The 23,809-nt window shown below is 41.7% G+C and carries 22 protein-coding genes and 2 pseudogenes; 17 read left to right on the forward strand and 7 right to left on the reverse strand.

Going from position 1 to position 23,809, the window contains the following annotated elements:
• Positions 1-3 precede the first annotated feature (3 nt).
• Positions 4-132 (reverse strand): annotated as a pseudogene (locus MAE_RS18320) (element excision factor XisI family protein); the annotation flags it as partial.
• A gap of 152 nt (positions 133-284) precedes the next feature.
• Between MAE_RS18320 and MAE_RS18325 the strand changes: the two are divergent.
• From MAE_RS18325 to MAE_RS18375, 11 genes and pseudogenes are all read left to right on the forward strand, one after another.
• On the forward strand, positions 285-1,493 hold the full coding sequence (locus MAE_RS18325; RefSeq protein ID WP_012266902.1) for an RNA-guided endonuclease InsQ/TnpB family protein: 1,209 nt from the start codon (positions 285-287) through the stop codon (positions 1,491-1,493).
• Between the two features lie 291 nt (positions 1,494-1,784).
• A pseudogene (locus MAE_RS18330) lies at positions 1,785-2,101 on the forward strand (DUF4164 domain-containing protein).
• Positions 2,102-2,484: 383 nt separating this feature from the next.
• On the forward strand, positions 2,485-2,709 hold the full coding sequence (locus tag MAE_RS18335) for a Calvin cycle protein CP12 (RefSeq protein ID WP_002781201.1): 225 nt from the start codon (positions 2,485-2,487) through the stop codon (positions 2,707-2,709).
• Between the two features lie 175 nt (positions 2,710-2,884).
• The gene (locus MAE_RS18340) at positions 2,885-3,475 is read left to right on the forward strand and encodes a DUF3177 family protein (protein ID WP_004162903.1); all 591 of its coding nucleotides are present in this window, start codon (positions 2,885-2,887) and stop codon (positions 3,473-3,475) included.
• A gap of 35 nt (positions 3,476-3,510) precedes the next feature.
• On the forward strand, positions 3,511-3,795 hold the full coding sequence (locus MAE_RS18345) for a hypothetical protein (protein ID WP_004159286.1): 285 nt from the start codon (positions 3,511-3,513) through the stop codon (positions 3,793-3,795).
• A gap of 229 nt (positions 3,796-4,024) precedes the next feature.
• Entirely contained in the window at positions 4,025-5,035 is a 1,011-nt protein-coding gene (egtD, locus tag MAE_RS18350) for an L-histidine N(alpha)-methyltransferase (RefSeq protein WP_004162900.1), read from the forward strand.
• 40 nt (positions 5,036-5,075) lie between these two features.
• Positions 5,076-6,431: a 5-histidylcysteine sulfoxide synthase gene (ovoA, locus tag MAE_RS18355; protein WP_012266904.1), complete on the forward strand. Its 1,356-nt coding sequence runs from the start codon at positions 5,076-5,078 to the stop codon at positions 6,429-6,431.
• A gap of 248 nt (positions 6,432-6,679) precedes the next feature.
• Entirely contained in the window at positions 6,680-7,114 is a 435-nt protein-coding gene (locus MAE_RS18360; protein ID WP_012266905.1) for a VOC family protein, read from the forward strand.
• A 135-nt stretch (positions 7,115-7,249) separates the two neighbouring features.
• Positions 7,250-9,028, forward strand: coding sequence for a S8 family peptidase (locus tag MAE_RS18365; RefSeq protein WP_012266906.1), 1,779 nt, complete (start codon positions 7,250-7,252; stop codon positions 9,026-9,028).
• Positions 9,029-9,278: 250 nt separating this feature from the next.
• The gene (locus tag MAE_RS18370; RefSeq protein ID WP_012266907.1) at positions 9,279-9,827 is read left to right on the forward strand and encodes a response regulator; all 549 of its coding nucleotides are present in this window, start codon (positions 9,279-9,281) and stop codon (positions 9,825-9,827) included.
• 497 nt (positions 9,828-10,324) lie between these two features.
• Positions 10,325-11,104 carry a DUF1350 family protein gene (locus MAE_RS18375; protein ID WP_004162891.1) on the forward strand — a complete coding sequence of 260 codons (780 nt, stop codon included), beginning with the start codon at positions 10,325-10,327 and terminating at the stop codon, positions 11,102-11,104.
• Here the strand turns inward: MAE_RS18375 and MAE_RS18380 are convergent.
• Both MAE_RS18380 and MAE_RS18385 read right to left on the reverse strand, forming a co-directional pair.
• The gene (locus MAE_RS18380) at positions 11,101-11,793 is read right to left on the reverse strand and encodes a Uma2 family endonuclease (RefSeq protein WP_012266908.1); all 693 of its coding nucleotides are present in this window, start codon (positions 11,791-11,793) and stop codon (positions 11,101-11,103) included. The genes MAE_RS18375 and MAE_RS18380 overlap by 4 nt on opposite strands.
• Before the next feature lie 38 nt (positions 11,794-11,831).
• On the reverse strand, positions 11,832-13,085 hold the full coding sequence (locus tag MAE_RS18385; RefSeq protein WP_012266909.1) for an FIST signal transduction protein: 1,254 nt from the start codon (positions 13,083-13,085) through the stop codon (positions 11,832-11,834).
• Between the two features lie 90 nt (positions 13,086-13,175).
• Between MAE_RS18385 and MAE_RS18390 the strand changes: the two genes are divergently transcribed.
• Positions 13,176-14,363, forward strand: a complete 1,188-nt coding sequence (locus MAE_RS18390) for an RNA-guided endonuclease InsQ/TnpB family protein (protein ID WP_012266910.1) — start codon at positions 13,176-13,178, stop codon at positions 14,361-14,363.
• Between the two features lie 87 nt (positions 14,364-14,450).
• Here the strand turns inward: MAE_RS18390 and MAE_RS18395 are convergent, their stop codons facing one another.
• The 3 genes from MAE_RS18395 to MAE_RS18405 form a co-directional block, all read right to left on the reverse strand.
• Complete coding sequence (locus tag MAE_RS18395; RefSeq protein WP_012266911.1) at positions 14,451-15,701, reverse strand: RNA-guided endonuclease InsQ/TnpB family protein; 1,251 nt, start codon at positions 15,699-15,701, stop codon at positions 14,451-14,453.
• A gap of 123 nt (positions 15,702-15,824) precedes the next feature.
• The gene (locus MAE_RS18400) at positions 15,825-16,079 is read right to left on the reverse strand and encodes a SemiSWEET transporter (RefSeq protein ID WP_004162886.1); all 255 of its coding nucleotides are present in this window, start codon (positions 16,077-16,079) and stop codon (positions 15,825-15,827) included.
• Between the two features lie 127 nt (positions 16,080-16,206).
• Positions 16,207-16,707: a L,D-transpeptidase gene (locus tag MAE_RS18405; protein WP_012266913.1), complete on the reverse strand. Its 501-nt coding sequence runs from the start codon at positions 16,705-16,707 to the stop codon at positions 16,207-16,209.
• A 288-nt stretch (positions 16,708-16,995) separates the two neighbouring features.
• On the opposite strand from MAE_RS18405, the gene MAE_RS18410 reads away from it, so the two are divergent.
• Entirely contained in the window at positions 16,996-18,282 is a 1,287-nt protein-coding gene (locus MAE_RS18410) for an RNA-guided endonuclease InsQ/TnpB family protein (protein ID WP_012266914.1), read from the forward strand.
• A 94-nt stretch (positions 18,283-18,376) separates the two neighbouring features.
• Here the strand turns inward: MAE_RS18410 and MAE_RS18415 are convergent, their stop codons facing one another.
• Positions 18,377-19,564, reverse strand: coding sequence for an RNA-guided endonuclease InsQ/TnpB family protein (locus tag MAE_RS18415; protein WP_012266915.1), 1,188 nt, complete (start codon positions 19,562-19,564; stop codon positions 18,377-18,379).
• Positions 19,565-19,654: 90 nt separating this feature from the next.
• Between MAE_RS18415 and MAE_RS18420 the strand changes: the two genes are divergently transcribed.
• From MAE_RS18420 to MAE_RS18435, 4 genes are all read left to right on the forward strand, one after another.
• Complete coding sequence (locus MAE_RS18420) at positions 19,655-20,530, forward strand: ABC transporter ATP-binding protein (protein WP_012266916.1); 876 nt, start codon at positions 19,655-19,657, stop codon at positions 20,528-20,530.
• Between the two features lie 370 nt (positions 20,531-20,900).
• Positions 20,901-21,704 carry an ABC transporter permease gene (locus MAE_RS18425; protein WP_173351115.1) on the forward strand — a complete coding sequence of 268 codons (804 nt, stop codon included), beginning with the start codon at positions 20,901-20,903 and terminating at the stop codon, positions 21,702-21,704.
• Complete coding sequence (locus tag MAE_RS18430; RefSeq protein WP_002758792.1) at positions 21,705-22,460, forward strand: ABC transporter ATP-binding protein; 756 nt, start codon at positions 21,705-21,707, stop codon at positions 22,458-22,460.
• A gap of 815 nt (positions 22,461-23,275) precedes the next feature.
• Positions 23,276-23,707: a DUF4278 domain-containing protein gene (locus MAE_RS18435; RefSeq protein ID WP_012266918.1), complete on the forward strand. Its 432-nt coding sequence runs from the start codon at positions 23,276-23,278 to the stop codon at positions 23,705-23,707.
• The last annotated feature ends 102 nt before the right edge of the window (positions 23,708-23,809 follow it).

Here is a 23,809-nt window from a genome sequence, read left to right on the forward strand (position 1 = left end):
GTTTTAGCCAAGGGCAAACTCGGTATATTGTCGCACATGGGGCCCATGGTAAGCTAAAACGATGTCTTGTTTGGGGACTCCCCTAGCTACCAATTTATCAGCGATCGCTGCTGCCGTGCCGTCCTGCTGCACTCAGATTTTATCTCAAATGTCGGGGTGAAGACCCTCGCACTTAGCGACGGGATGAAACCCCGACCAATATAAAACAGCGAAGCACGACTAAAATCTTGACAATCTATGCTGTATAGGTTAAGACAAAATAAGTTGTTTGAGGTCGATAAGCAATGATTGTCTTAGAAATGAAAGCCGTGGTCAAACCAAGTCAGTGTTCTGCCATAGATGAAGCTATTCGTACAGTACAATTCATCAGAAACAAAGCATTAAGGCTTTGGATGGATGCCAAGAGGGAAGACAAAATCGATAAATATTCTCTCAATAAATATTGTGCAGTTCTCGCCAAACAGTTCAAGTTTGTCGATACTCTAAATTCTACTGCTAGACAAGCATCGGCCGAACGAGCTTGGTCAGCTATTGCTCGTTTCTATGATAATTGTAAGAAAAAAATAAAAGGTAAAAAAGGCTATCCCAAGTTTCAGAAAAATAATCGTTCTGTGGAATATAAAAACTGTGGGTGGAAACTATCAGAGGATAGAAAGAAAATAACTTTCACAGATAAGAAAAACATTGGGACGGTTAAACTAAAAGGAACTAGAGACCTAAACTTTTATCCTATAGACCAAATTAAACGAGTTAGAATTGTTAAACGAGCGGATGGTTACTATGTCCAATTCTGTCTAAGCGTTGATATTCGGGAATATGCTAAACCCCTAGAACCGACTAAAAGATGTGTAGGATTGGATGTAGGTTTAAAAGTTTTCTACGCTAATAGTGATGGGGAAACGGTAGAAATACCGCAATACTATCGCCAGGCAGAAAAAAGATTAAATCGTTTGAATCGGAAAAAATCTAAAAAGTTTAGAAAAGGTCAACCTCAGTCAAACAACTACCAAAGGGCCAGAAAGAGGTATGCTAGAAAACATTTAAGAGTAAGTAGGCAACGTAAAGGCTTTGTCGAAAAAGAGGCATTGCGCGTCATTAAATCTAACGATTTCATAGCTTACGAAAACTTAAATATTCAAGGCATGGTAAAAAACTCTAAACTAGCCAAATCTATTAATGATGTGGCTTGGTCAACTTTTCGGCAATGGTTAGAATATTTTGGCTTTAAATATGGTAAGGCTACGGTAGCAGTACCACCTCACAACACGAGTCAAAATTGCTCTAATTGTGGTCAAAAAGTACCTAAATCTCTATCTACAAGAACCCATATTTGTCCCCATTGTGGCTATGTAGAAGATAGAGATATTAACGCCGCTATCAATATTCTGAAAAGAGGACTAAGTACGGTAGGGCATACCGAAACTAATATGCTTGGGGAGAGATTCCCTCTGGTTTGGTTGGATACGTCCTGTCAGATTAAGGAAACTCGATGAACCAAGAATCCCTCGCATAAGCGCGACGGGAGTGTCAATATTAATAATATCAACCTGAATTATACAGCCATAAATGTGCGTGATGCTGTCCCTGCAACCCAGATGAACCAAGAGATAAAGAGCCGGTTCGGTATCAAAAACTGTTTCAGTTTTGACGGGATCACTAGGCGCTCTCAGTAGGGAATCTGATTTTTGTGAATTACTGTTTGAAAGAGTCCCCGACCGAGAAAATATTGATAGAGTATTGATTAGGAGACTAGGAAAAATTCAACTTTAAGAGGATTGTCACTGATGACAGCAGTTACCGAGAATGATCTGAAAAGGTTAGAAGATTTAATCGTTAGCGGACAGAAAGCGATCGAATCCCGACTAACAGCGATCGAGTCCCGACTGACAAACCTAGAAAATGGACAGAAAGCGATCGAGAACAGTCTAGGAGAAATTAAAGGAATATTAAGGCCTTAGATGCCAAAGTTACGGGACTAGAAAAGCGGGTTGACGATCTCAACGCACGAGTCAACATTACGACCATTGGATTCCTTAGCATTGTCGGCATTTTGGTGACAGGAATGCTGACTATTGCCAGCAAAACAGTCTTTTTCCCCTAGTCCCTAGAATGATACTAAATCCTGTGTAAAAGGTATAGGAGAGTAGGTGAGTGCCAAAGCACTGGAGCGGGGAAAAACAATCGATAACTTGGCAGTTAATCACACTATTAAAAACGGATTTGGTCTAAGACGGCCTAAATAAGTCGATATATGGTTCTGCTCGCTGTCTATGCCGGGGAGAAATCCCTCTGGCATTTCTCCAGTGCGGAATGTAGGCTAAAAATTGGCCCGGTCAGGAAATCTTGATGTTAAATTCCCGAAAAATTGCGCTAGGATCGGCTTCATAGCACAGGAAAGGCGATCGAGTGGGATAACCGATCCTGTGGCTTGAGAAGGTGACTGTATAATTGTTAGAGTGTCAATAGATCAATTCCAGAGGAATCATGAGCAATATCCAAGATAAAATTCAAGAAGAGCTAGAAAACGCCAGAGCCGTCTGTAGTACGGAAGGTGCCACCTCTGGCGAATGCGCCGCCGCTTGGGATGCGGTGGAAGAATTACAAGCAGAAGCCGCTCACCAACGTCAGGACCACCCCCAAAAAACCTACTTCGAAAATTATTGTGATTCTAATCCCGATGCCGCCGAGTGTCGCATTTATGAAGATTAATGCAGTCAGGCAGCGGTTTTTTCTCTCCTCACAGTAGAATCCTAGCTTTAGGGCGATCTCGGCTATAAAGAGATCGCCCCTCGTTTTTTTGTTTGTTGGTCAAGCTGTGGCCGATTTTGGCTCCTGCGTCCGAAGACAGTAAAATATTGACAGTGTAATTATGTCTGAATAGTTTATGAATCAACTTTGGTTTCGTCCTCTCGTTTGGATAGATTATCGTTTAGCCGTCCTATTTACGGTGATTATTCCGGCAATTTTGTTAATTTGGTCTTTATTTGCAAAAATCGAATCATTACAAAAATTGTTGATTATCTATTGGCGAGTGGCTAGTCTTTTATTAATTACTGTATATTTAATGATCGCTTCCTGGCCGATTGGTTTTGTCACCAGTTTTTTAGCTAAGATTTTAATCCCGATTTCCCTCTGGTTTTGGGTGGATATTAACGATGAAATTAAAGATTTACCCTCCAGTCCAATTAAATTTGTCACCACTGCTTGGCGTTGGGCAGTAACGATTTATTGTCCTTTGGGCGCAATTTCTACCTTACCTTTTCTCTCCTGTGCTATGTCAGGGGAATTGCTAAATTCTCCCTATTGTCAAGTTTGGCAGGAAGCACCTTGGCAGTTTCGCGAGATTTTTCATTCAGAAGCTACCGCTAATGTTTTGGGCTTTTTTGGTTTAGTTGGTCTCTCTTTTTATACTCTCTATTTTGCCCATTTTCTTCTTATTCGCCTTGGCAAACAGGGACGTTCAGCTTTACAATAGGAGGTCTTTAGCTATCGATAATTAGCCATTTTTCTATGAATATTGGTAAACAACTCGAACAATACACCCTCAAAAATCCCCAAGAGGTTTTATTAGTGACTATTGCTGTGGATGGGGAGGAGGAAGAAATCTCTATTTTTAAAGGTTTTTCTAGTTCCCTTACCCGCAGCACCCCCTACGATCCCGATATTCCGATCATTCCTGAAACTGCTAGAGTTATTAAGATAGATCGTCTTGCTAGTCCTTATCATCCCCTTAATCCTCGCTATATCCAAGAAAATCTTACCTTAGAGGAAATGCAATCTTTACTGATTAATTGAACTGGTAATTTTGCTTGGATAATATCAGCAGCCATCTCGATGGATTTAACAGCTTTTATTTACGATCCATAAACTTTGTCTATCTAGACAAGAGGTAAATTTTGCGGCGTTTTAGTGGTAAAATTACCAAAGAACAATAATCGCTGCCAGTATTCAAGCTGTCAAAGTGGATTTCATCCTCGGCATCGATCGAGAACAATCAAAAAACTGGAGAATAATCGGAGAATCTATGCAACTTAACCCATCTAAACAAGAACTATTACAAATTGAGTATTTAGTTACCTCTGCCACCGGTCAAAATATGGTTAAAGACGAGGGAAAAGATGTGATTAAAGGATTAACTAAAACCCCCAAAAGTTTACCATCTAAATATTTTTATGATCGGCAAGGTTCCCAACTTTTTGAAGCAATCTGTCAATTACCAGAATACTATCCCACTAGGACAGAAGCCGCTATTCTCCAAGAATATGCTCAAGAAATTGTCGCCTATACAGGCCCCTGCGAATTGATAGAATTAGGTAGTGGTAGTTCCACGAAAACTCGTCTGTTATTGGACGCTTATTATCGGCAACAAAAATCCTCTAAATATGTACCTATCGATGTTAGTGAAACTATTCTCAAAGCTAGTGCCATAGAATTACAAAAAGAATATCCTAATTTACCCATTCAGGGGTTAATTGGAACCTATGAACAGGCCTTAGCTTATTATCAAAAAACTTCCTATAATACCAGAATGATTTTTTTCTTGGGAAGTTCGATCGGTAATTTTTCTGCATCTGAATGTGATAAATTCTTGGAAGAAATTGCCACTGTCCTAAAAGCTGGAGATTATTTTTTATTAGGGATTGATCTCCAAAAAACAGCGGCAATTTTAGAAGCAGCTTATAATGATGCCCAAGGGGTGACAGCCGCTTTTAATTTAAATATGCTTTCCCATTTAAATTGGCGTTTTCAAGCTGATTTTAACCTTGATTTATTTAGTCATCAAGCTATCTATAATCAAGACAAATCCCAAATTGAAATGTATTTAATTTGTCAAAAAACTCACCATGTTCATCTGAAAAAACTCGATTTAACAGTTAATTTTCAAGCGTCGGAAAGTATTTTGACAGAAATCTCGCGTAAATTTAACCTAGAAACTATGCAAAAAGACCTAGAATCAAAGGGATTAAAACCCCTTAGGGTTTTCACCGATCCTGAAAATTTATTCGGGTTAATTCTCTGTCAGTTATCCCTGTAAATAACGAAAACATTATCATCAGTAATAGAGGCATAAAAACATGGAAACTATTCAAGCACAGGCTCCTATATCTCTAAATAACTGTAGTCGAGAAAATCTACTGGACTATTTTGAAAATGCTTGGCAATTAGAAGATATGCTGTTAAAAAGCATCATCAAAGAAGAAGCTTTTTATTGTAACCCTGACGATTTAAGAAATCCCCTCATTTTTTATTTAGGTCATGCTGCCGCTTTTTATCTTAATAAATTGCAGCTGGTTAACCTATTAAAAAAAAGCCCTAATCCTGACTACGAATTATTGTTTGGATTGGGAGTAGATCCGGCAACTCCCGCAGAATTAAACTCTGCTATCGCCCATATTCAGTGGCCCGGGGTGGCTAAGGTTTGGGAATATCGGCAACAAGTCTATGAAATTGTGGTCGAAATAATTAAAAATACCCCCCTTAATCTTCCTATTCATCCTCAGCATTCTCTCTGGTCATTAATGATGGGGATTGAGCATCAGCGTGTTCACTTTGAAACATCTTCAATGTTACTCAGACAACTGCCCTTAGAGCATCTGCAACGTCCTCAAGGGTGGCATTATGCCCCTTCTTTTGGTCAAGCTTATCCTAACCAAATGGTGGCGGTTTCTGGGGGAATAGTGGAAATTGGTAAACCCCAAGATTCTCCTATTTATGGTTGGGATAATGAGTATGGTTATCGTCAAGTTCAAGTTAACAATTTTCTGGTGAGTAAATATATGATTACCAACGGAGAATTTAAAGAATTTGTCGATAATGGTGGCTACGAAAATCCCAGCTATTGGGATGAAGAAGCTTGGCAATGGAAAAATCATTACCGAGTCAAATATCCTAAATTTTGGCTGGTAGATGAGCGAGGAAATTATCAATATCGAGCCATGTTTGATGCTCTCGATTTACCTCTTGATTGGCCGGTAGAAGTTAACTATTATGAAGCGATCGCCTACTGTCGTTTTCAAGGTCAAGGAATACGTTTAATGACGGAAGCTGAGTGGAATTTAGTCACCTATGGCAGTCAAAAAAATCGATGTTATACCCTAGAAAACGATAACTTTGAGGACTATAACCTCAATTTAAAATTCTGTTCTCCCACTCCCGTGGGAATGTTAAAAAATGCTGGCAATAACTCAGAAATTTATGACTTACGCGGTAACGTCTGGGAATGGCTAGAAGATGATTTTAATCCCTTAACTGACTTTCAACCCCATTACCTCTATGCTGACAATTCCACTCCTTTCTTTAATAGTCAACATAAAATGATGTTAGGAGGAGCTTGGGTAACTAACGGCACAGAAATCCTACCCTACTATCGCAATTGGTTTCGCCGGAATTTTTATCAACACGCTGGTTTTAGAATCGCACAAAGTCTTTAGGTGGGGTGTGGGGTGTGGGGTGTGGGGTTTTACCCATTTTCAGGGAAAAAGTGCCTAATTTTCCCCCCCGATTACTGCAAAGGCCAGCACTTTTTGATGTCAAAAAAGCCTAAAGATATTATCCAACAAGGTTTTTAGATTTATTCGGCAAACTTTAGGTAATTGCCAATTTAAAAAAAAATTTCTGAAACAGTCGCCCCTCGATCGCTACAATAGAACCTAGTAGAGCGCGGATAAAATCGATCACCATGAATCAACCTGCAATTTTTCATCTCGCTATTCCGATTACCGATGTGTCCACCGCTAAAAGCTTTTACTGTGATGGTTTAGGTTGTTTAGCGGGAAGGGAAACCGAGAAAGCGATTATCTTAAATTTCTCCGGTCATCAGGTAGTCGCTCACGTCACCGAAATGCCTCTTACTCCCCAAAATAGCATTTATCCTCGCCATTTTGGTCTAATTCTGCCGGATGCCAGCGATTGGGACAATCTTCTCGAAAAAGCGCGAGTCAATCAACTAAAATTTTATCTAGAACCAAAAACTCGCTTTACTGGGGAGATAACCGAACATAAAACCTTTTTCCTGGAGGATCCTTTCTATAATCTCCTGGAATTTAAACATTATCGCCACTACGAAGCTATTTTTGCCAGTCGGGAATTAACAGCGATCGGCGATCGAGCTTAAAATAAACAACAGGTGACTTTTTTGTAACTGGTTAGTTCTATCTTTAACCGAGACAAAAATAGGGGAACTTCGATAAGCTTTTCTCATCAAAACTACAAAAACCTTAGCTGGCAATGATCAATTCTTAGGAAATCTATGAAAAAACTTTTATTGTTAACCCTATTCATTATCGGTCTAGGATTTGCTCTCTTTAACTTTACTGGATTAGCAAATCGGGGCGAATATCAATCAATTTTAATCGACTTTAAAGACGATATACCCGTCAGCGTACTCGATGAGCAGTTAAATGCTATCAACAAAAAAGCGGGAAAACTCACCAGTTTAAATAGTATCTTTTCCATCGATGAACATCTTTACACCGTGGAAGGAGATAGCAAACTCCTGAAAACTCTCCGCAATTCCGACCTAAAAAAATACACCGAATCGATCGAAGCCGATTATATTTATCATGCTTTTATCGCCCCCAATGACCCCGACTATAGCAAACAGTGGAACCTGAGGGGAATTAACATCGAACGCGCTTGGGAAGAAAATCACGGTGAAGGGATCACCGTCGCCGTTATTGATACAGGTGTATCAAAAGTTCCCGATCTGCGAGAAACCGAGTTTGTCGAAGGCTACGACTTCGTCAACGATCGCAGCAATGCCGAGGACGATAACGGTCACGGAACCCATGTAGCGGGAACAATTGCCCAATCGACCAATAATAACTACGGGGTGGCCGGCATCGCCTACAAAGCCAAAATTATGCCCCTCAAGGTGCTTTCCGGGACGGGTGGGGGAAGTGTGGGAGATATTGCCGAAGCGATCCGTTTTGCCGTCGATAATAAAGCCGATGTCATCAATATGAGTTTAGGGGGTGGAGGTGAAACCCAAGTAATGAAAGAGGCGATCGAATATGCCTATAGTAAAGGTGTGGTAATCGTCGCCGCTGCCGGTAATGCCGATGATAATTCCGCCGCCTATCCCGCCCGTTTTCCGCACGTTATCGGCGTTTCTGCGGTAGATGCCTCCGGAAATAAAGCCCCCTATTCTAATTTCGGGGCCGGAATCGATATTGCTGCCCCAGGCGGCTCCGATACGGGTAAAATTGTCCAAGAAACCATCGATCCGGCTAAGGGGGGGGAACCGGCGTTCCTCGGTTTTCAGGGAACCAGCATGGCTGCCCCTCACGTTGCCGGGGTGGTAGCTTTAATCAAGGCTGCGGGAATTAAAGAACCCAATGCAGTTTTAGAGGTTTTGCAACAGTCGGCCCGTAAGATCAAGGATGATCCCTTTAATCATTTTGGGGCCGGACAATTAGACGCAGGCAATGCCCTACAATTGGCCCTGAAAGGACAGATTACTTTCCGGGATTTTTGGCGTTGGTTGCGCGATAACGGTTATCTCAATCCCCGTTTCTGGATTGATGGCGGCGCGGTGGCGGTTTTGCCCAAAATGGCTATGGTTTTGGGTTCTTATCTTCTTGCTTGGTGGCTGAGAAGTTATTTTCCCTTCTCTTGGAACGGATTTTTGAATGCTGGTCTAATTTTTGGCAGTTCTGGCTTATTTTTCCTCAGAGGTCTTTATATCTTCGATTTACCCCAATGGCCTTTCCGAGTGATGGGCAGTTCTCTTTCCGACCTAGGAGGTGTTATTCAGGGAAGTTCTGCCCTTAATCCGCTTTTTGCTAGTGTTATCCTGCCCTTTGTCCTGATTGCGCTGCTTTTGGGTCATCCCCAAGCAAAATGGTTAGCGGTGGGGGTATCTTTAGCCATGGCGGTGACTTTAGGTATCAGTGCTGTTATCCATCCTACTCTGATCTGGTTAGGTTCTGGTACGATCGCTCGGACATTTTTGGGCGTAAATGCGCTTTTATGTCTCGGTTTAGGTTATTTAGCCCTAAAAAGTGCTACTTCATCCCGATACGCTTAAACAGGGGTTACAATGGGACAATAAGGGTGATTTACCGATAAAAACCTCTTTGGTTTTGGTATCTTCCTTTTGTTTTGCATTGAGTTCTCCTACAACAGCAGCCTCGGACATTAACCGAGGTTTTTTCTTTATGGTGTATGTTAGTTTCTAAGGGTTTTTTGGGAATCCCCAATCCCTATCCCGAAAGTTTCCCCCAATACCCCCTCGAATCATCGAGTTTATCTATTGTCTCTTTTCTAAGGTGTCTATCGTGTCAAATCATAAAATTCTCGTTATCGATGACAGTAAAGTGATCAGGATGCACGTTCGCGATATGTTACCAGAGGGTAACTTTGAATTTCTCGAAGCTAAAGACGGATTAGAGGGTTATAATCTCATCCGTACCGAAAACCCGAATTTGATTATTTTGGACTTCCTTCTCCCGAAAATGAGCGGTTGGGAGGTGTTTCAGCAAATCCAAACCGAAGATAATCTCAAAAGTATCCCCCTAGTGTTAATGTCGGGACGGAAAGAGGAGGTAGTAGAGAAAATCCCCGAACCTTTCCAGCATTTTGCCTTTATTGAGAAGCCTTTCGACCAAAAACAATTGGTACAAGCGATTAAAGAAGCGAGGGCTAAGGCCAAACAATATTCCCCCAAACCAACAGTTTTTAGCCCGAAACTAGAGGAACTCACCGGGGATTATAGCACCGATATTCAGACTCTCCGGACCCAAATTGCCCAAATGCAAACAGAAATGGAAACTATGAAGAAACAAATGTCTCAATTAGTGGCTTTTATTAAGAAAAAACTGGCCTAGAACTATTCAGCCCGATTTTTGATGACTTGGGCCAGCAGTTATCCTTATCTGGCGGTGCCAATCTCTGGCTAATCTCCTATCCCTTTTAAACAGGATTTAGGATAATATGAAGTAGTCTTTATTTGGTGAGTGACTAATACTAAATCCGTTGAGTATAGGCTACTTATAAGGATAGGCACTCATGCAAGAGGCACTCATGCAAAAAGAGGAATAGATAATCAGTCTTTAATAACCAGATTTAGTATTAATTCACTGATAACTAGGGCTTGCTGAATAATGGTAAAACCCTTTTAAAATAAGGCTTTTGACCTGTTAAAATCCGATGTTCATGCTGCGAAAATAGGATTGGGACATTCAAAAACCTTGCATTATTCTTAATGCAGTACATAAGTTAGTACAAAAAGAAGGATAACAAAGCCTGAAACGACTGGCTACTGACTCCTGACTCCTGACTCCTAACCCCACCAATAGACTTTTTAAGCAAACCCTAACTAATTATGAATTGGCAAGAAATAGCAGGTAATTGGGTTTTTCTCCCCCGTCGTCCCCGGGGTATCATTCACTTTTTAGGGGGGGCATTTGTGGCGGCGGCCCCGAATATTACCTATCGTTGGTTATTAGAAAGTCTTGGGAATTCAGGATACGCTATTGTTGCTACTCCCTTTGTTAATACCCTCGATCATAAATCGATCGCCCGCACAGTTTTAAACCGTTTTGATAATATTATTGAACGTCTGCGCTGGAATCATAGTCTGCCCCAAGGTTATCTCCCCATCTACGGATTGGGTCACAGTATGGGGTGTAAACTACATTTATTAATCGGTAGTCTCTACGAAGTGGAACGGGCGGGAAATATCCTCATTTCCTTTAATAATTATCCCATTCGTCGAGCTATTCCCTTTATCGAACCTTTGCAAATTGACACCACTTTTAACCTCGAATTTACCCCTTCCCCCGAAGAAACAAACGAGTTAATTTTCCAAGATTATGCCATTCGTCGCAATCTTTTAATCCGTTTTCAAGACGACACGATCGATCAATCTCTGGTATTAAATCCCCTGCTAAAAAAACGCTTTAATGATTTAATTGCCCTGCGAACTCTCCCGGGCAATCATCTCACTCCCTTGAGTCAAGATGTCAGTTGGCAAACCGGAGAAGTATTTACTCCCCTCGATGCGATCGGCCAATGGTTAAAACAGGGACTTGCCCGGGATAATTCCCGTCTCAAAGATGAGATTCTCCACTGGTTAAATCCCGTCCTTCCGGCCTCTCGTTAGCTTTCCTCTAGATTAATCCCCATTGCCCGTAATTGCGCCTCTATGCGGGCTAATTTTGCCTCAGCCAATTCGGCCCGTTGACGTTCCTGTTGGGCTTGCTGTTCGGCTAATTCAGCCTTTTGCTTGATTTCTAGGGTGGTCAAAAACCGCGAGCCATCGGGATAAAAAATAGCTAACTGGGGACTCTCCAGTTGAAAACGAATCTGTAGAAGCGGACTCTGCCAATTATCGATCGCAGCAATCATCTCCAAGTGATCACCCCTTCGCCACCAACCCTGTAGATAATTAGCATCGGGATCGTAGAGATAATATTCTTCTACGCCAAAACGCTGATAAAATTGCCATTTTCGGCGCATTTCCGCTTTAGTGTTGCCCGGAGAGAGAATTTCAAAGACTACCTGCGGCGCAATCTGGTTTTCTAACCATTGCTTATAGGAACCTCGATCGCCCTTGGGTCTGCCAAACACCACCATAGCATCCGGTGCTTGACAGGTTTTATTATCCCCCTCGACCGGATACCACAACAGATCGCCGGCGATAAACACATTGTCATTCTCTGCGAATAAACATTCGAGATTTTCCTTGATCGTCACGATCCAGCGAAACTGTTTGGTATTATCGGCCATCGGTTTACCATCACTATCGGGATAGATAATCTCCGACTCAGAGAAAGATATCGCTTTTACCATCGTTCTACTCCCTAGCGTACTAACTATTTAGTATAGCATTAAATTCCCTGACGAAAGAGGGCAAAAGCAGAAGTATAACCGTGTAAAAAAGTGCGACCGCCCACTGGCCCGATTTCTCCATTGCCAAAGAAGCCAGCGAGGGGAACATTGGCGAAATAACGCTGAAAAAGACCCGAATCAAAGTCCGGTTTTTCGTAGAGATTTTCCCCGCGACCGAGACAGGAAAAGATCAAAGCTCCTAGTATATCTGAACTAGCGGGTTTTTCTTGGGGAAAAGCTTGCAAAAGTAATTCTAAATCTAGGGCGGAAGTCTCGGCATCGCGCAGGTGAAATTGTACCCGCTGCCCCGGACGAACCCGATCACCAATTGCGATCGCACCTTGGCGAGGATCTACTCCCAACACATTGCGAATTAAGAAATCCCCGGCCCGCAACTGCATTTTAAACTCATCCCTAGCAATACCGATAAAAAGGGAGTGTTGCGCTAATTCTCGGTCTTTTTCCCTCAAGGAGGGGATTAAAGCCCGCAGTAGATTTAAAGGTGGTTGCGGGGTCCCATCGGCCCCTTTACCGGTCATGGAGATGATAATATTGCGTTCTCCCTCACTCACCTGATAAATCGGTCCGATGGGACGACAACCCTGGGCGACGATAGTTTCGACGATAATATTGCCAGAAAGGGCGATTCCTACGGTTCCCTGACGATAGAGATAGGTATTACGGGGTTTTTGTTGATCGTGGTAGAATAGACCCCCAGAACGTTCGATCATGCCACCACTGACTAAACCGCCGATTTTGGCCGAACTGGGGTAGGCAAAATCTAAACCCTCTAACAGATCATTGATGCGACTGGAAAAAGGATCGGCTAAAAGGATAAATTGGGGATTTTTGGCCGCTTCTACCCCTAATAATTCTGTCCAACTAGAGGGGGAACTGTCGAGATCGGGCATTTCCGCCGCTTCGATATAGAAAGGCTGTACTTCCACATTGGGCAAATGGGCGACGGTGAGACTTAAAGCCGGACTCGCTTCGATTTCTCGCGCTTTTTCCCTGTCATCCATGCCGACAATCCCCGCCCCACCGCAGCCGATCAGGACAGGAACGGAGAGTTTATCCAAGATTAAGGGAACTAAACGGGGATAGTCGCTGGCATAGGCAGAAGAAATAAAAATTATGGCTAAATCTGCTGATCCAACCAATTTATCTTGCACTTTTTCCACTACCTCCGTCACCGCCGCTTCTAGGGAGGGACGGGTTGATAGGGCATTAATCCACTCGATGCGATCGCTCATCGAAAATTTGGGTCTGAAACCCCGCCGTTTTACGGCGGCTTTACCGTTAAATACTAGCGCATTTAGACGATATATTCTAGAATGTGAGGCATGGAAAAAGCCTATTCGTTTCGATTTTACCCCACACCAACACAAGAGTCGCTATTGCGGCGCACATTGGGCTGTGTAAGATTAGTTTACAACAAAGCTCTCCACGAACGAACACAAGCTTGGTACGAAAGACAAGAAAGAGTAGGCTACGCTCAAACTTCTTCAATGCTAACCGATTGGAAAAAGCAAGAAGAATTAGACTTTCTCAATGAAGTAAGCTGTGTACCTTTACAACAAGGGTTAAGACATTTACAAACAGCTTTTACTAATTTCTTTGCTGGTCGTACTAAGTATCCTAACTTTAAGAAAAAACATCAAGGAGGAAGTGCTGAATTTACTAAATCTGCTTTTAAATTCAAAGACAAACAAATCTATTTAGCTAAATGCACAGAACCCTTACCTATTCGATGGTCAAGACAAATACCAGAAAGCTGTGAACCAAGCACAGTAACAGTCAGATTACATCCCTCAGGACGTTGGCATATTTCAATTAGATTTGATGACCCAACGATTAAGCCATTACCAGTAACAGATAAAGCCATCGGAATTGACTTAGGAATTAGTAGCCTCGTGATTACCAGCGATGGCGATAAAGTGTCTAATCCCAAGCATTTTAACAAGCATTATCGGAGACTGCGAAAGGCCCAAAAAAGCCTTTCTAGAAAACAGAAAGGCTCAAAGAATCGAGAAAAGGCAAGAATCAAAGTAGCCAGAATTCACGCTCAAATCACGGATAGTAGAAAAGACCATTTACATAAGCTAACCACTCAATTAGTTCGTGAAAACCAAACGATTGTGGTTGAGAATTTAGCCGTCAAGAATATGGTCAAAAACCCGAAATTATCTCAGGCAATATCTGACGTTAGCTGGGGAGAAATTACCCGACAATTAGCCTATAAATGCCGTTGGTATGGAAGAAATTACATCGAAATAGATAGATGGTTTCCTAGTTCTAAGCGGTGTAGTAATTGTGGGCATATTGCTGAGAAAATGCCGTTAAATGTTCGAGAATGGGACTGTCCGAACTGTGGGACTCACCATGACCGAGACATTAACGCCAGTAAAAATATTTTGGCCGCAGGGCTTGCGGTGTCAGTCTGTAGAGCGACCATAAGACCAGAACAGAGTAAATCTGTTAAGGCAGGTGCGAAAAATCCTTCGGGAAAGAAGCAGAAACCCAAATCGTGAGGTTTGGGAATCGCCGTCCGTTTTACGGCGGCGAGGATGTCAAGTTTCTTGACCCCAAATTTGGTCTAAATGTTGACGCTCCCCGCTCTAAAGAGACGGGGATTCTTCGTTCATTGAGTCTCCGTTAGCAAGCAGGATTTCTCCAACCAACCAAGAGGGAATCTCTCCCCCCCCCCTTGCCCTACCCGACGTCGGGGGGGTTGGGGGGGGTTGCGTGCGCCCCACGCTACTTAATCCCTTTTGCAAGATGTTTAAAGCGGCGTTTCTGTCTCGACAATCTGTGTATCCACAATGAGGACAAACATGGGTTCGAGTAGATAGCGACTTTTGGACTTTTTGTCCACAATTAGAACAATTTTGAGACGTATTATGAGGTGAGACAGCTATAGTTAACTTGCCGTATTTGTCCCCAAAATACTCTAGCCATTGCCTAAAAACAGACCATCCTGCATCGGTTATCGACTTGGCTAAATGACGATTTTTGACCATGCCTTTGATATTCAAGTTTTCATAGACGATTAAGTCGTTAGACTTAACTAAACGGAGTGCCACACTTTTGACAAACTCTTCTCGTTGCCTACTTACTCTTAAATGTTTCCGAGCATATCGCTTTCTAGCTTTGTGATAATTACGAGATTGTTTTTTACCCTTACGGTATTTCTTTGACTTTTTTTTGTTTAATCGGTTTAGTTGTTTTTCAGCTTTTCGATAGTAGTTCGGACAATCAATTTGATGGCCTTCGCTATCTACTAAGAAAAACTTTAATCCGACATCAATCCCAGTGGCTTTCTGGGAAGGTGTTAAAGGCTTAACCGTGTCTCTGGGGTCTAATTTAAGGCAAAACTGCACATAATAACCATCGGCACGATTCAGGATTCTTACCCGTTTAATCTGGTCTGGTTGATAGTAATTAATATCTCTAGAACCAATCAACTTAAGAGTGCCAATACCTTTTTTATCTGTAAAGGTAATATGGCGTTTATCTTTTGATAGCTTCCATCCAGATACTTTATACTCAACAGAACGGGAATGTTTTTTAAACTTAGGGTAGCCTTTCTTTCCTTTAACTTTATTTTGGCAATTATCGTAAAACCGAGTAATTGCCCGCAAGGTTCTTTCTACGGCAGTCTGGCAAGCATGGGAGTTTAAATCATCAACAAATTTAAACTCTTTCCTTAATGCTGTGTTGTACCGAAATAACTCTGTTTTGCCAACACCCTGATTATCCATCCAATAACGCAGGACTTTATTCCGAACAAATTGGGTTGTCCGTATTGCCTCATTAATGGCTTCTATCTGATTAGGTTTTGGCTTAACTTTGTATTCTAGTACAAACATTTTGACATTGCTCGATCGAGTATCAATATCTTAACACAAAATTCCTTAAGTTGACACGGCCCCCTGCCAACCGCCTGCTGCCTTTGTTGACGTGAGCCAAGAGGGATGCAAGGGATTGTCAATTTAATCATATTTAATCTTAAAATAGAGAATTGTCCCCGCTAAGATAAAAGTAACAAAATTAGCGACGATAATCGGTTTGCTGCTCATATAAATCCCGTAGATGAGCCAGAGAAAAACCCCCAGACAAAAGCAAATAAACATAGTTAGGGACAAGTCCTTAGCGGAACGATAACGCCAAGTTTTCATCACTTGGGGTAAAAAAGAGACAGTGGTTAATATTCCCGCCACGATCCCGATTAGTTCAATAATATTCACCGCTTATCCTCTTGGCTTAGTTTCTCTCATTTTAAACTGTTGACTATCTAAATTACGCCTGAAGACGGCTCTCTCGACATCATGGGGGTAAAGTGTTCATAAATGTGACATTTTTTCCCCATTGTTGCTATTGAGCGATTACTATCACTGAAGTGCCGATTTTTACCTTTTCAAATAAAGCCTTTATATCTCGATCGCGCATCCTGACGCAACCGTGGGAGACGGCCCGGCCGATGAGATTTTCTTGCGGTGTACCGTGAAAACCGATAAAATTCGCGCCATCGGTCCAAAATCCGATCCAACGCGCCCCTAAAGGGTTGTTTTTTCCCGATGGCACCAGTTGCCCGGTGAAAGGATGTTCCCAGACTGGTTCCCGCACCATATGAATCACCCTAAATTGTCCCGTCGGGGTTTCCCAACCCCGACGACCGATCGCCACTGGGTAAGAAGCAATTATTTTCTGTCCTTGGTAAACAAAAACCCGTCTTTTTTTTAAATTCAGCAGCAAACGGGTTTCCGTTCGGGTTGCCGTGGTTGCGGGAAGGGAATTGCCCAGACTAATCGGGGGATTGAGGAAAAATTCCCCTATTCCTAGACATAAACAGAGAATCGGCAGCAAAACTCGCATCTGATACCAGCAAAGTCAAAATTTTTATCTGTATTCTAATCTGATTGTGAGGATGTCAAACCGTCGATATGGTGAGTGCGGGGGGGAAGGATAAAATCGGAGTCGAGTTGGGCTAATTCGGTTACCTAAAATGTCGGATGAATGCCCCCGCTAAATTTTTCGACAAGACATCAACCTTTGCGGGGGATGAAATCCGACCAAGATATTAACTGCGAAGCACGATTTTAATTCTACCATTTGTAGGTAAACTGTGTTATACTTAATTTACCCAGGGTCGAGTATTAATCAATGCTAGTCGTAGAAGCGAAGCTAAAAAACGGGACACCAGAGCAATATCACCGGCTTGATGAAGCTATCAAAACTTCTCAGTTTGTGCGTAACTCTTGTGTTCGTTATTGGCGGTCCAATAAGGGGACAACCCGTAATGATCTCCAAAAACTTTGTGCGGTACTAGCTAACAATAAAGAGACACCTTATGTTAATAAATTAAACTCTCAAGCTCGTCAATCGGCTGCTGATAGAGCCTGGCAATCAATTAGTCGATTTTATCATAATTGTCGTGCCAATATATCAGGGAAAAAAGGTTTTCCTCGGTTCAAAAAGCATAGCCGTTCGGTTGAATACAAACTAACGGGCTACCAACTATCAGATAATCGACGTAAAATCAGATTTACTGACGGTTTTAAAGCAGGAGAATTTGATTTATGGTGTAGTCAAAAGACATTAGTTTATTATTCAGAACAACAGATTAAACGGGTAAGAGTTGTTAGACGTGCTGACGGTTATTGTTGTCAGTTTTTGATTGACCTAGAACGGCAAGAATACCATAAACCAACGGGACAAATAACAGGAATTGACTTAGGGTTAAAGGAATTTTATACCGACGCTCAAGGCAATACCGTAGAAAATCCACGTTATTTAAGCAAGTCAGAAAAACGACTGAAAAAAGCACAAAGGAGATTATCAAAACGATTTCGTCAAGGAAAGAAACAGTCTAAAAACTATCACAAGCAACGGATAAAAGTTGCCAAGCTTCATCTTAAAGTATCAAGACAACGTAAAGACAAAGCAATTAAAGATGCTTTGGCGTTAGTCCAGTCTAATGATCTGGTAGTTTATGAAGCTTTAAAGGTAAGAAACTTAGTCAAAAACCATAAGCTGTCTAAGTCGATTTCTGATGCTTCTTGGTATCAATTCACTGAATGGTTGAATTATTTTGCCAAGATTTATCGGATTGTCTGTGTTGCTGTTCCTCCCCATTTCACGACTCAAGATTGTTCAGTTTGTGGGACGAGAGTTCAAAAAACATTAAGCACTAGAACTCATCAATGTCCCAATTGTCAAACAGTCTTGGATAGGGATCATAATGCAGCAATAAATATTCTTAAAAAAGGGTTACAATATTTGGGAAATCATCTCAACGGTACTGTTGGGCAAACAGAAACCGACCCAAACGCCTTGGGAGAGTCCGACCTCTGGGTTTTCAGTGGAGACATTGAGAATCTAAGCTGTCTCGTTGAACAAGGAATTTCTAACAGCGATGTGGAAAGAATCCCCCGTCACAGCGTAGCTTGACGGTGGGAGTATGTCAAACTAATCCATAGCTGGAATATTAACTTTTGTAACTTTGACATCCTCACCGCCGTAAACGGACGGCGATTCCCAAACCTCACGATTTGGGTTTCTGCTTCTTTCCCGAAGGATTTTTCGCACCTGCCTTAACAGATTTACTCTGTTCTGGTCTTATGGTCGCTCTACAGACTGACACCGCAAGCCCTGCGGCCAAAATATTTTTACTAGCGTTAACATCTCGGTCATGGTGTGTCCCACAGTCTGGACAATCCCATTCTCGAACATTTAACGGCATCTTTTCGACAATATGCCCGCAATTACTACACCTTTTAGAGCTAGGAAACCATCTATCTATTTCGATGTAATTTCTCCCATACCAACGGCATTTATAGGCTAATTGTCGGGTGATTTCACCCCAGCTTACATCAGATATTGCCTGAGATAATTTCGGGTTTTTGACCATATTCTTAACGGCTAAATTCTCAACCACAATCGTTTGGTTTTCACGAACTAATTGAGTGGTTAGCTTGTGTAAATGGTCTTTCCTGCTATCGGTGATTTGAGCGTGAATTTTGGCTAATTTGATTCTTGCCTTTTCTCGATTCTTTGAGCCTTTCTGTTTTCTAGAAAGATTTTTTTGTGCTTTTCGCAGTCTCCGATAATGCTTGTTAAAATGCTTGGGATTAGATACTTTATCGCCATTGCTAGTAATCACGAGGCTACTAATTCCTAAGTCAATTCCGATGGCTTTATCTGTTACTGGTAATGGCTTAATCGTTGGGTCATCAAATCTAATTGAAATATGCCAACGTCCAGAAGGATGTAATCTGACCGTTACTGTACTTGGTTCACAGCTTTCTGGTATTTGTCTTGACCATCGAATAGGTAAAGGTTCTGTGCATTTGGCTAAATAGATTTGTTTGTCTTTAAATTTAAAAGCAGATTTGGTAAATTCGGCACTTCCTCCCTGATGTTTTTTCTTAAAGTTAGGATACTTAGTACGACCAGCAAAGAAATTAGTAAAAGCTGTTTGTAGGTGTCTTAACCCTTGTTGTAAAGGTACACAGCTAACTTCGTTTAAAAAGTCTAATTCTTCTTGCTTTTTCCAATCGGTCAACATTGAAGAAGTTTGAGCGTAGCCTACTCTTTCTTGCTTTTCGTACCAAGCTTGTGTTCTGACATGGAGAGCTTTGTTGTAAACTAATCTTACACAGCCCAATGTGCGCCGCAATAGCGACTCTTGTTCTGGTGTGGGGTAAAATCGGTAAGAATAGGCTTTTTCCATATCTCGCATTTTAGCATATATTTCGTAAATGTGCTAATATTTAACGGTAAAGCCGTCGTAGAACGACGGGGTTTCAGACCCAAATTTTCGATGACCGCCGCTATTGCTCTCGATCGCGTTTCTAAAATCTATAACAATCTCCCAGTAGTTAACGAGCTTTCCTTTGCCATCGAAAAAGGGGAAATCTTTGGTTTACTCGGTCCCAACGGTGCGGGAAAATCGACGACAATCCGCATGATTATCACCCTAACCGAAGCAAGTCAAGGAGAAATCGCAGTGGCGGGGTATGATGTGAAAAAATACCGCGATCAGGTGAAGAAAAATATAGGGGTAGTCTTACAACAGATTAGCGTTGATGGGGAATTAACCGTCTGGGAAAATATGGAATTTCACGGCCGGATGCACCATATCCCCAATCCCCAGAGACAGGAATTAATCGATCGCTATTTAGATTATGTCAGTTTAAGCGATCGAAAATCTGCCCTTGCCAAAACTCTTTCCGGAGGGATGAAACGACGTTTACAGATTGCTCGCGCTCTTCTTCACGAACCAAAAATACTCTTTCTCGATGAACCGACGGTCGGTTTAGACCCCCAAAATCGTCGTCGTTTGTGGGAAGTAATTCGCGATTTAAACCAGCAAGGAATGACAATTTTATTAACCACTCACTACATGGAAGAAGTGGAATTTCTCTGTCAGGATAACGCCACGGGAAAACTGGGCAGAATTGGCATTATGGACGCAGGCAAATTAATCGAATTAGGAACTATAAGGGATTTTCGCACTAAGTATGGCGAGGGTTTAGTTATCAAACAAGTTGGCGATAAAATCGATTATAAATTCTTCCCCACCGTGGCTGATGCCAATGCCTATCTTGACAGTTTGAGCGATAAAACTGGAGTAATGTGCCGTCCCTCCAATCTCGAAGATATCTTTGTGGAACTGACGGGACATCAATTAGATTAAATTCTTGGTTTGGCTGTTAGGAAGTTGTTCAGTTATCGGTCTTTGACTCCGGTTTTTCTGAGATTAGCTGTGTTTAAATCGGCATTTCTTGGCTCTTATCTGATGTCTATTTTATTGGCAAACCTGCTAGAGTCTAGGTCAATTAGCTGAGGCTGTCCCTAAAAACCGAGTTCAACCCTAAAAAAAGAGGCTTTTAGCGGTTTTTAAGCTTTTTGAGCCAGATAAATGGCCTAGGAAGGGAACTTTTTCCCGAGAGGGAGAGTCATCGGGAACTGGATAAAAACTAGATTCCCCTCTCGATCGATAGACAAAATTGACGGTAATCGTTTAGAATAAAGCACTGAATACTGACAAGATGACAATTATCCCTATGACCGATCTCCAGGCAAAAACTAGATGGTCAACAGCGCGGCGATATTACGAGTTGCTTAGTGTTTTAGTGGAACGTAATCTCAAGGGACGCTATCGGGGTTCTTTTCTGGGGGTTTACTGGTCCTTGTTAAATCCCCTGATTATGACTGCACTATACACGGCAATTTTCGGCACGGTTTTCGCCTCTTATTTTGATAATTCTATAGTTAACTATGTCCTAGCGGCTTTCACTGGTTTAGTAGTAATAAATTTTTTTAATGCTTCCACTAACCAAGCTTTACCTAGTATCGTCGGTAATGGCAGTATTCTAAATAAAATTCGTCTGCCGGTTAGCATCTTTCCCGTTTCTATGGTAGTGGCAAATATTTTTCAATTTGCTATTAGTATCTTTCCCCTTTTGGCTATAGTAACTCTCTGGAAATCTCAAAGTTTAATTAATGTAATTGCTCTGATTTTTCCCGTGATCGGTCTTTCTCTGGTTTGCACGGGAGTGGGTTTTTTTGTCAGTACCCTCTACGTTTTCTTCAGAGACTTACCCTATTTTTACGAAATTGTTTGTTTTGTCGCTTGGATTAGCAGCCCGATTTTTTATCCCCCGGAAATTATTCCTCCTTCCGTACAACCATTCCTCCTATTAAACCCATTATTGCCGGTAATCGAAAGTATTCGCCAATTGTCCCTTTCCCCCGGATTACCGGATTTTGGTTTGATTTTTCAATCTCTACTCGGTGGTATCATCATCTTAGGAATTGGTTGGACTTGCTTCCGACTCTGGCGACATTTATTTATGGATTTATTATAAATGACAGAAGTAATTCGACTCGATCAAGTGTCTCTCGAAAGACGTACTCAAGAAGAATTCTCCTACGATCTAAAAAGGACAATCTTCTCTATTCTTGAAGGTAAATATCGTCAACCGGCCAAAAAATTAGTTCTAGATGATATAGATTTAGTCATTAATTCTGGAGCAAAATTAGGTATCATTGGAGCTAATGGCGCAGGAAAATCTACTCTCTTAAAAGTTATTTGTGGTATTCTGGAACCGACAAAGGGACAGGTGAGAGTCAGGGGACAAATTGCCTCTCTAATTGAATTAGGAGCGGGTTTTGATCCAGATTTACCAGTAAAAGATAATATTATTCTCTATGGGGTAATGCTGGGATTTTCCCGTCAGGAAATGAAGGAAAAAACCAAAGATATCCTTGACTTTGCTGAGTTAGAAGAATATATGGGAGCGCCGGTGAAATCTCTTTCTTCCGGGATGGTGGCTCGTTTAGGATTTGCGATCGCAACAGAGGTTCACCCCGATATTCTTATTCTTGATGAAGTCCTTTCCGTCGGGGATGAAAGTTTTAAAAATAAGTGTAAACGACGGTTAAAAAAATTCTGGAATTCTAACGCTACTATTTTAGTAGTTTCCCACGATTTGACTTTAATTCAAGAGTCCTGTAACCAAGCAATTTGGCTGAATAAGGGCCAGTTGCAATGTCAGGGTGCATCGGAAGATGTAATCAAGTTTTATTTGGATTCCGTGCATCAAAACGAAGTTAATTTTTAATTAAGTAGGTAATCTTAATTAATTGTTAGATAGTAATAATGTATCTACGTTTTACTTAAGTAGCTGGTTATAATTAAATTAAAAATGGATTTTAGGTTCGATCCCCCCTGCCCCCCTTGATAAGGGGGGTGCCGATCCCCCCTTAATCCCCCCTTAATAAGGGGGGGATCTGAAAGTTTTTAATACCCACCTACTTAGGGGCTGCTGAAAAAGTTTTTCGTGGGGGCAGGGTGTGGGGTGTGGGGTGTGGGGTGTGGGGTTTTACCCATTTTCAGGTGGTCAATTACCTAATTTTCAGGGAAAAAATCCCTAAATTTTCCCCCCAATCACTCCAATGGTAGGCACTTTTTCAGGGAAAAAAAGTCTAAAAGCTTTATCCAACAAGGTTTTTAGATTTATTCAGCAAACCCTACTTAGTCGAAAACGCTGTAACCAAATAAAAAACCTCGGTGTCCAGCCGAGGTAGCGCTAAGTTATGTAGGAGAACTCAAGCAAATCTGTCAATGGGGCAAACCCAAACCCCGAAAACTTTTTTAAGCTAGTCAGCCCAGTTTTTCACCGTTGTCTCGGACTAAGGGAATCATATTTTGTCTGATACTCCCCGAAACAATCTGAACTGGCTTGGTGTCTTGGCTGTTTTGCTTTAACTTTTAGCTCATGTAAATAAATGTAACAATATTTTTACGAATTGTAAAGAAGAATTGACAAAATAAAACTTATATGTAACATAAGCTAAGTTAATATTTTTCGCCGATCGAAGCTAGGGGGGTAATAATAGAGAGATTGGTTCACTAGCGTGACAAGGTGTACCCAGAATGTCCTATTTGTTTTTGTTCCCACTATTCACCGCTGCCTTGGCTGCCTATTTCTGGCAGCAGTCCAGCGATGAGATCGCTTATCTGGCCAGTGCCGCCACGGTAATTAGTTTAGTGTTGAGTCTGGTTTTAGCTCCTTGGCAGATTCAGCTATTAATTCTCTTGACAGTTGTGATTGTCGTCACCTTTTTATGGCAAGGACGAGAAGAGCAGAAGAATGTCCCCGTCCCCACTCCAGAAACCGCCGGCGAGAAAAAGTACCGTGGGGCCACCTATATCGAGCCAACAGTCACCGAGGCTCCTGTCAAGGAGCGAGGAGGTAAATATCGCGGTGCGGAGGTTAAAATCACCAATAATCCCACGGTGGCTAACCCAATTCGCTCCTCATCTCTCAAATATCGCGGCGCTGGTTCAGCAAACAAGGACCAGTAATCAGTTATCAGTTATCAGTTATCAGTTATCAGTTATCAGTTATCAGTTATCAGATTTGAGTTTTAAGTGAGTAGTATTAAATAAGTAGTCGTGCAAAATTAA

Source organism: Microcystis aeruginosa NIES-843, assembly GCF_000010625.1.
GTDB classification, from domain to species: Bacteria; Cyanobacteriota; Cyanobacteriia; order Cyanobacteriales; family Microcystaceae; genus Microcystis; species Microcystis aeruginosa.

Coding starts and splice junctions, on each gene's coding strand:
- MAE_RS18395 (WP_012266911.1), bottom strand. CDS start 15,701: ATGTTTGTACTAGAATACAAAGTTAAGCCAAAACCTAATCAGATAGAA.
- egtD (WP_004162900.1), top strand. CDS start 4,025: ATGCAACTTAACCCATCTAAACAAGAACTATTACAAATTGAGTATTTA.
- MAE_RS18430 (WP_002758792.1), top strand. CDS start 21,705: ATGACAGAAGTAATTCGACTCGATCAAGTGTCTCTCGAAAGACGTACT.
- MAE_RS18325 (WP_012266902.1), top strand. CDS start 285: ATGATTGTCTTAGAAATGAAAGCCGTGGTCAAACCAAGTCAGTGTTCT.
- MAE_RS18415 (WP_012266915.1), bottom strand. CDS start 19,564: ATGGAAAAAGCCTATTCTTACCGATTTTACCCCACACCAGAACAAGAG.
- MAE_RS18425 (WP_173351115.1), top strand. CDS start 20,901: ATGACCGATCTCCAGGCAAAAACTAGATGGTCAACAGCGCGGCGATAT.
- MAE_RS18410 (WP_012266914.1), top strand. CDS start 16,996: ATGCTAGTCGTAGAAGCGAAGCTAAAAAACGGGACACCAGAGCAATAT.
- MAE_RS18390 (WP_012266910.1), top strand. CDS start 13,176: ATGGAAAAAGCCTATTCGTTTCGATTTTACCCCACACCAACACAAGAG.
- MAE_RS18340 (WP_004162903.1), top strand. CDS start 2,885: ATGAATCAACTTTGGTTTCGTCCTCTCGTTTGGATAGATTATCGTTTA.
- ovoA (WP_012266904.1), top strand. CDS start 5,076: ATGGAAACTATTCAAGCACAGGCTCCTATATCTCTAAATAACTGTAGT.
- MAE_RS18345 (WP_004159286.1), top strand. CDS start 3,511: ATGAATATTGGTAAACAACTCGAACAATACACCCTCAAAAATCCCCAA.
- MAE_RS18375 (WP_004162891.1), top strand. CDS start 10,325: ATGAATTGGCAAGAAATAGCAGGTAATTGGGTTTTTCTCCCCCGTCGT.
- MAE_RS18405 (WP_012266913.1), bottom strand. CDS start 16,707: ATGCGAGTTTTGCTGCCGATTCTCTGTTTATGTCTAGGAATAGGGGAA.
- MAE_RS18385 (WP_012266909.1), bottom strand. CDS start 13,085: ATGAGCGATCGCATCGAGTGGATTAATGCCCTATCAACCCGTCCCTCC.
- MAE_RS18420 (WP_012266916.1), top strand. CDS start 19,655: ATGACCGCCGCTATTGCTCTCGATCGCGTTTCTAAAATCTATAACAAT.
- MAE_RS18335 (WP_002781201.1), top strand. CDS start 2,485: ATGAGCAATATCCAAGATAAAATTCAAGAAGAGCTAGAAAACGCCAGA.
- MAE_RS18360 (WP_012266905.1), top strand. CDS start 6,680: ATGAATCAACCTGCAATTTTTCATCTCGCTATTCCGATTACCGATGTG.
- MAE_RS18435 (WP_012266918.1), top strand. CDS start 23,276: ATGTCCTATTTGTTTTTGTTCCCACTATTCACCGCTGCCTTGGCTGCC.
- MAE_RS18365 (WP_012266906.1), top strand. CDS start 7,250: ATGAAAAAACTTTTATTGTTAACCCTATTCATTATCGGTCTAGGATTT.
- MAE_RS18380 (WP_012266908.1), bottom strand. CDS start 11,793: ATGGTAAAAGCGATATCTTTCTCTGAGTCGGAGATTATCTATCCCGAT.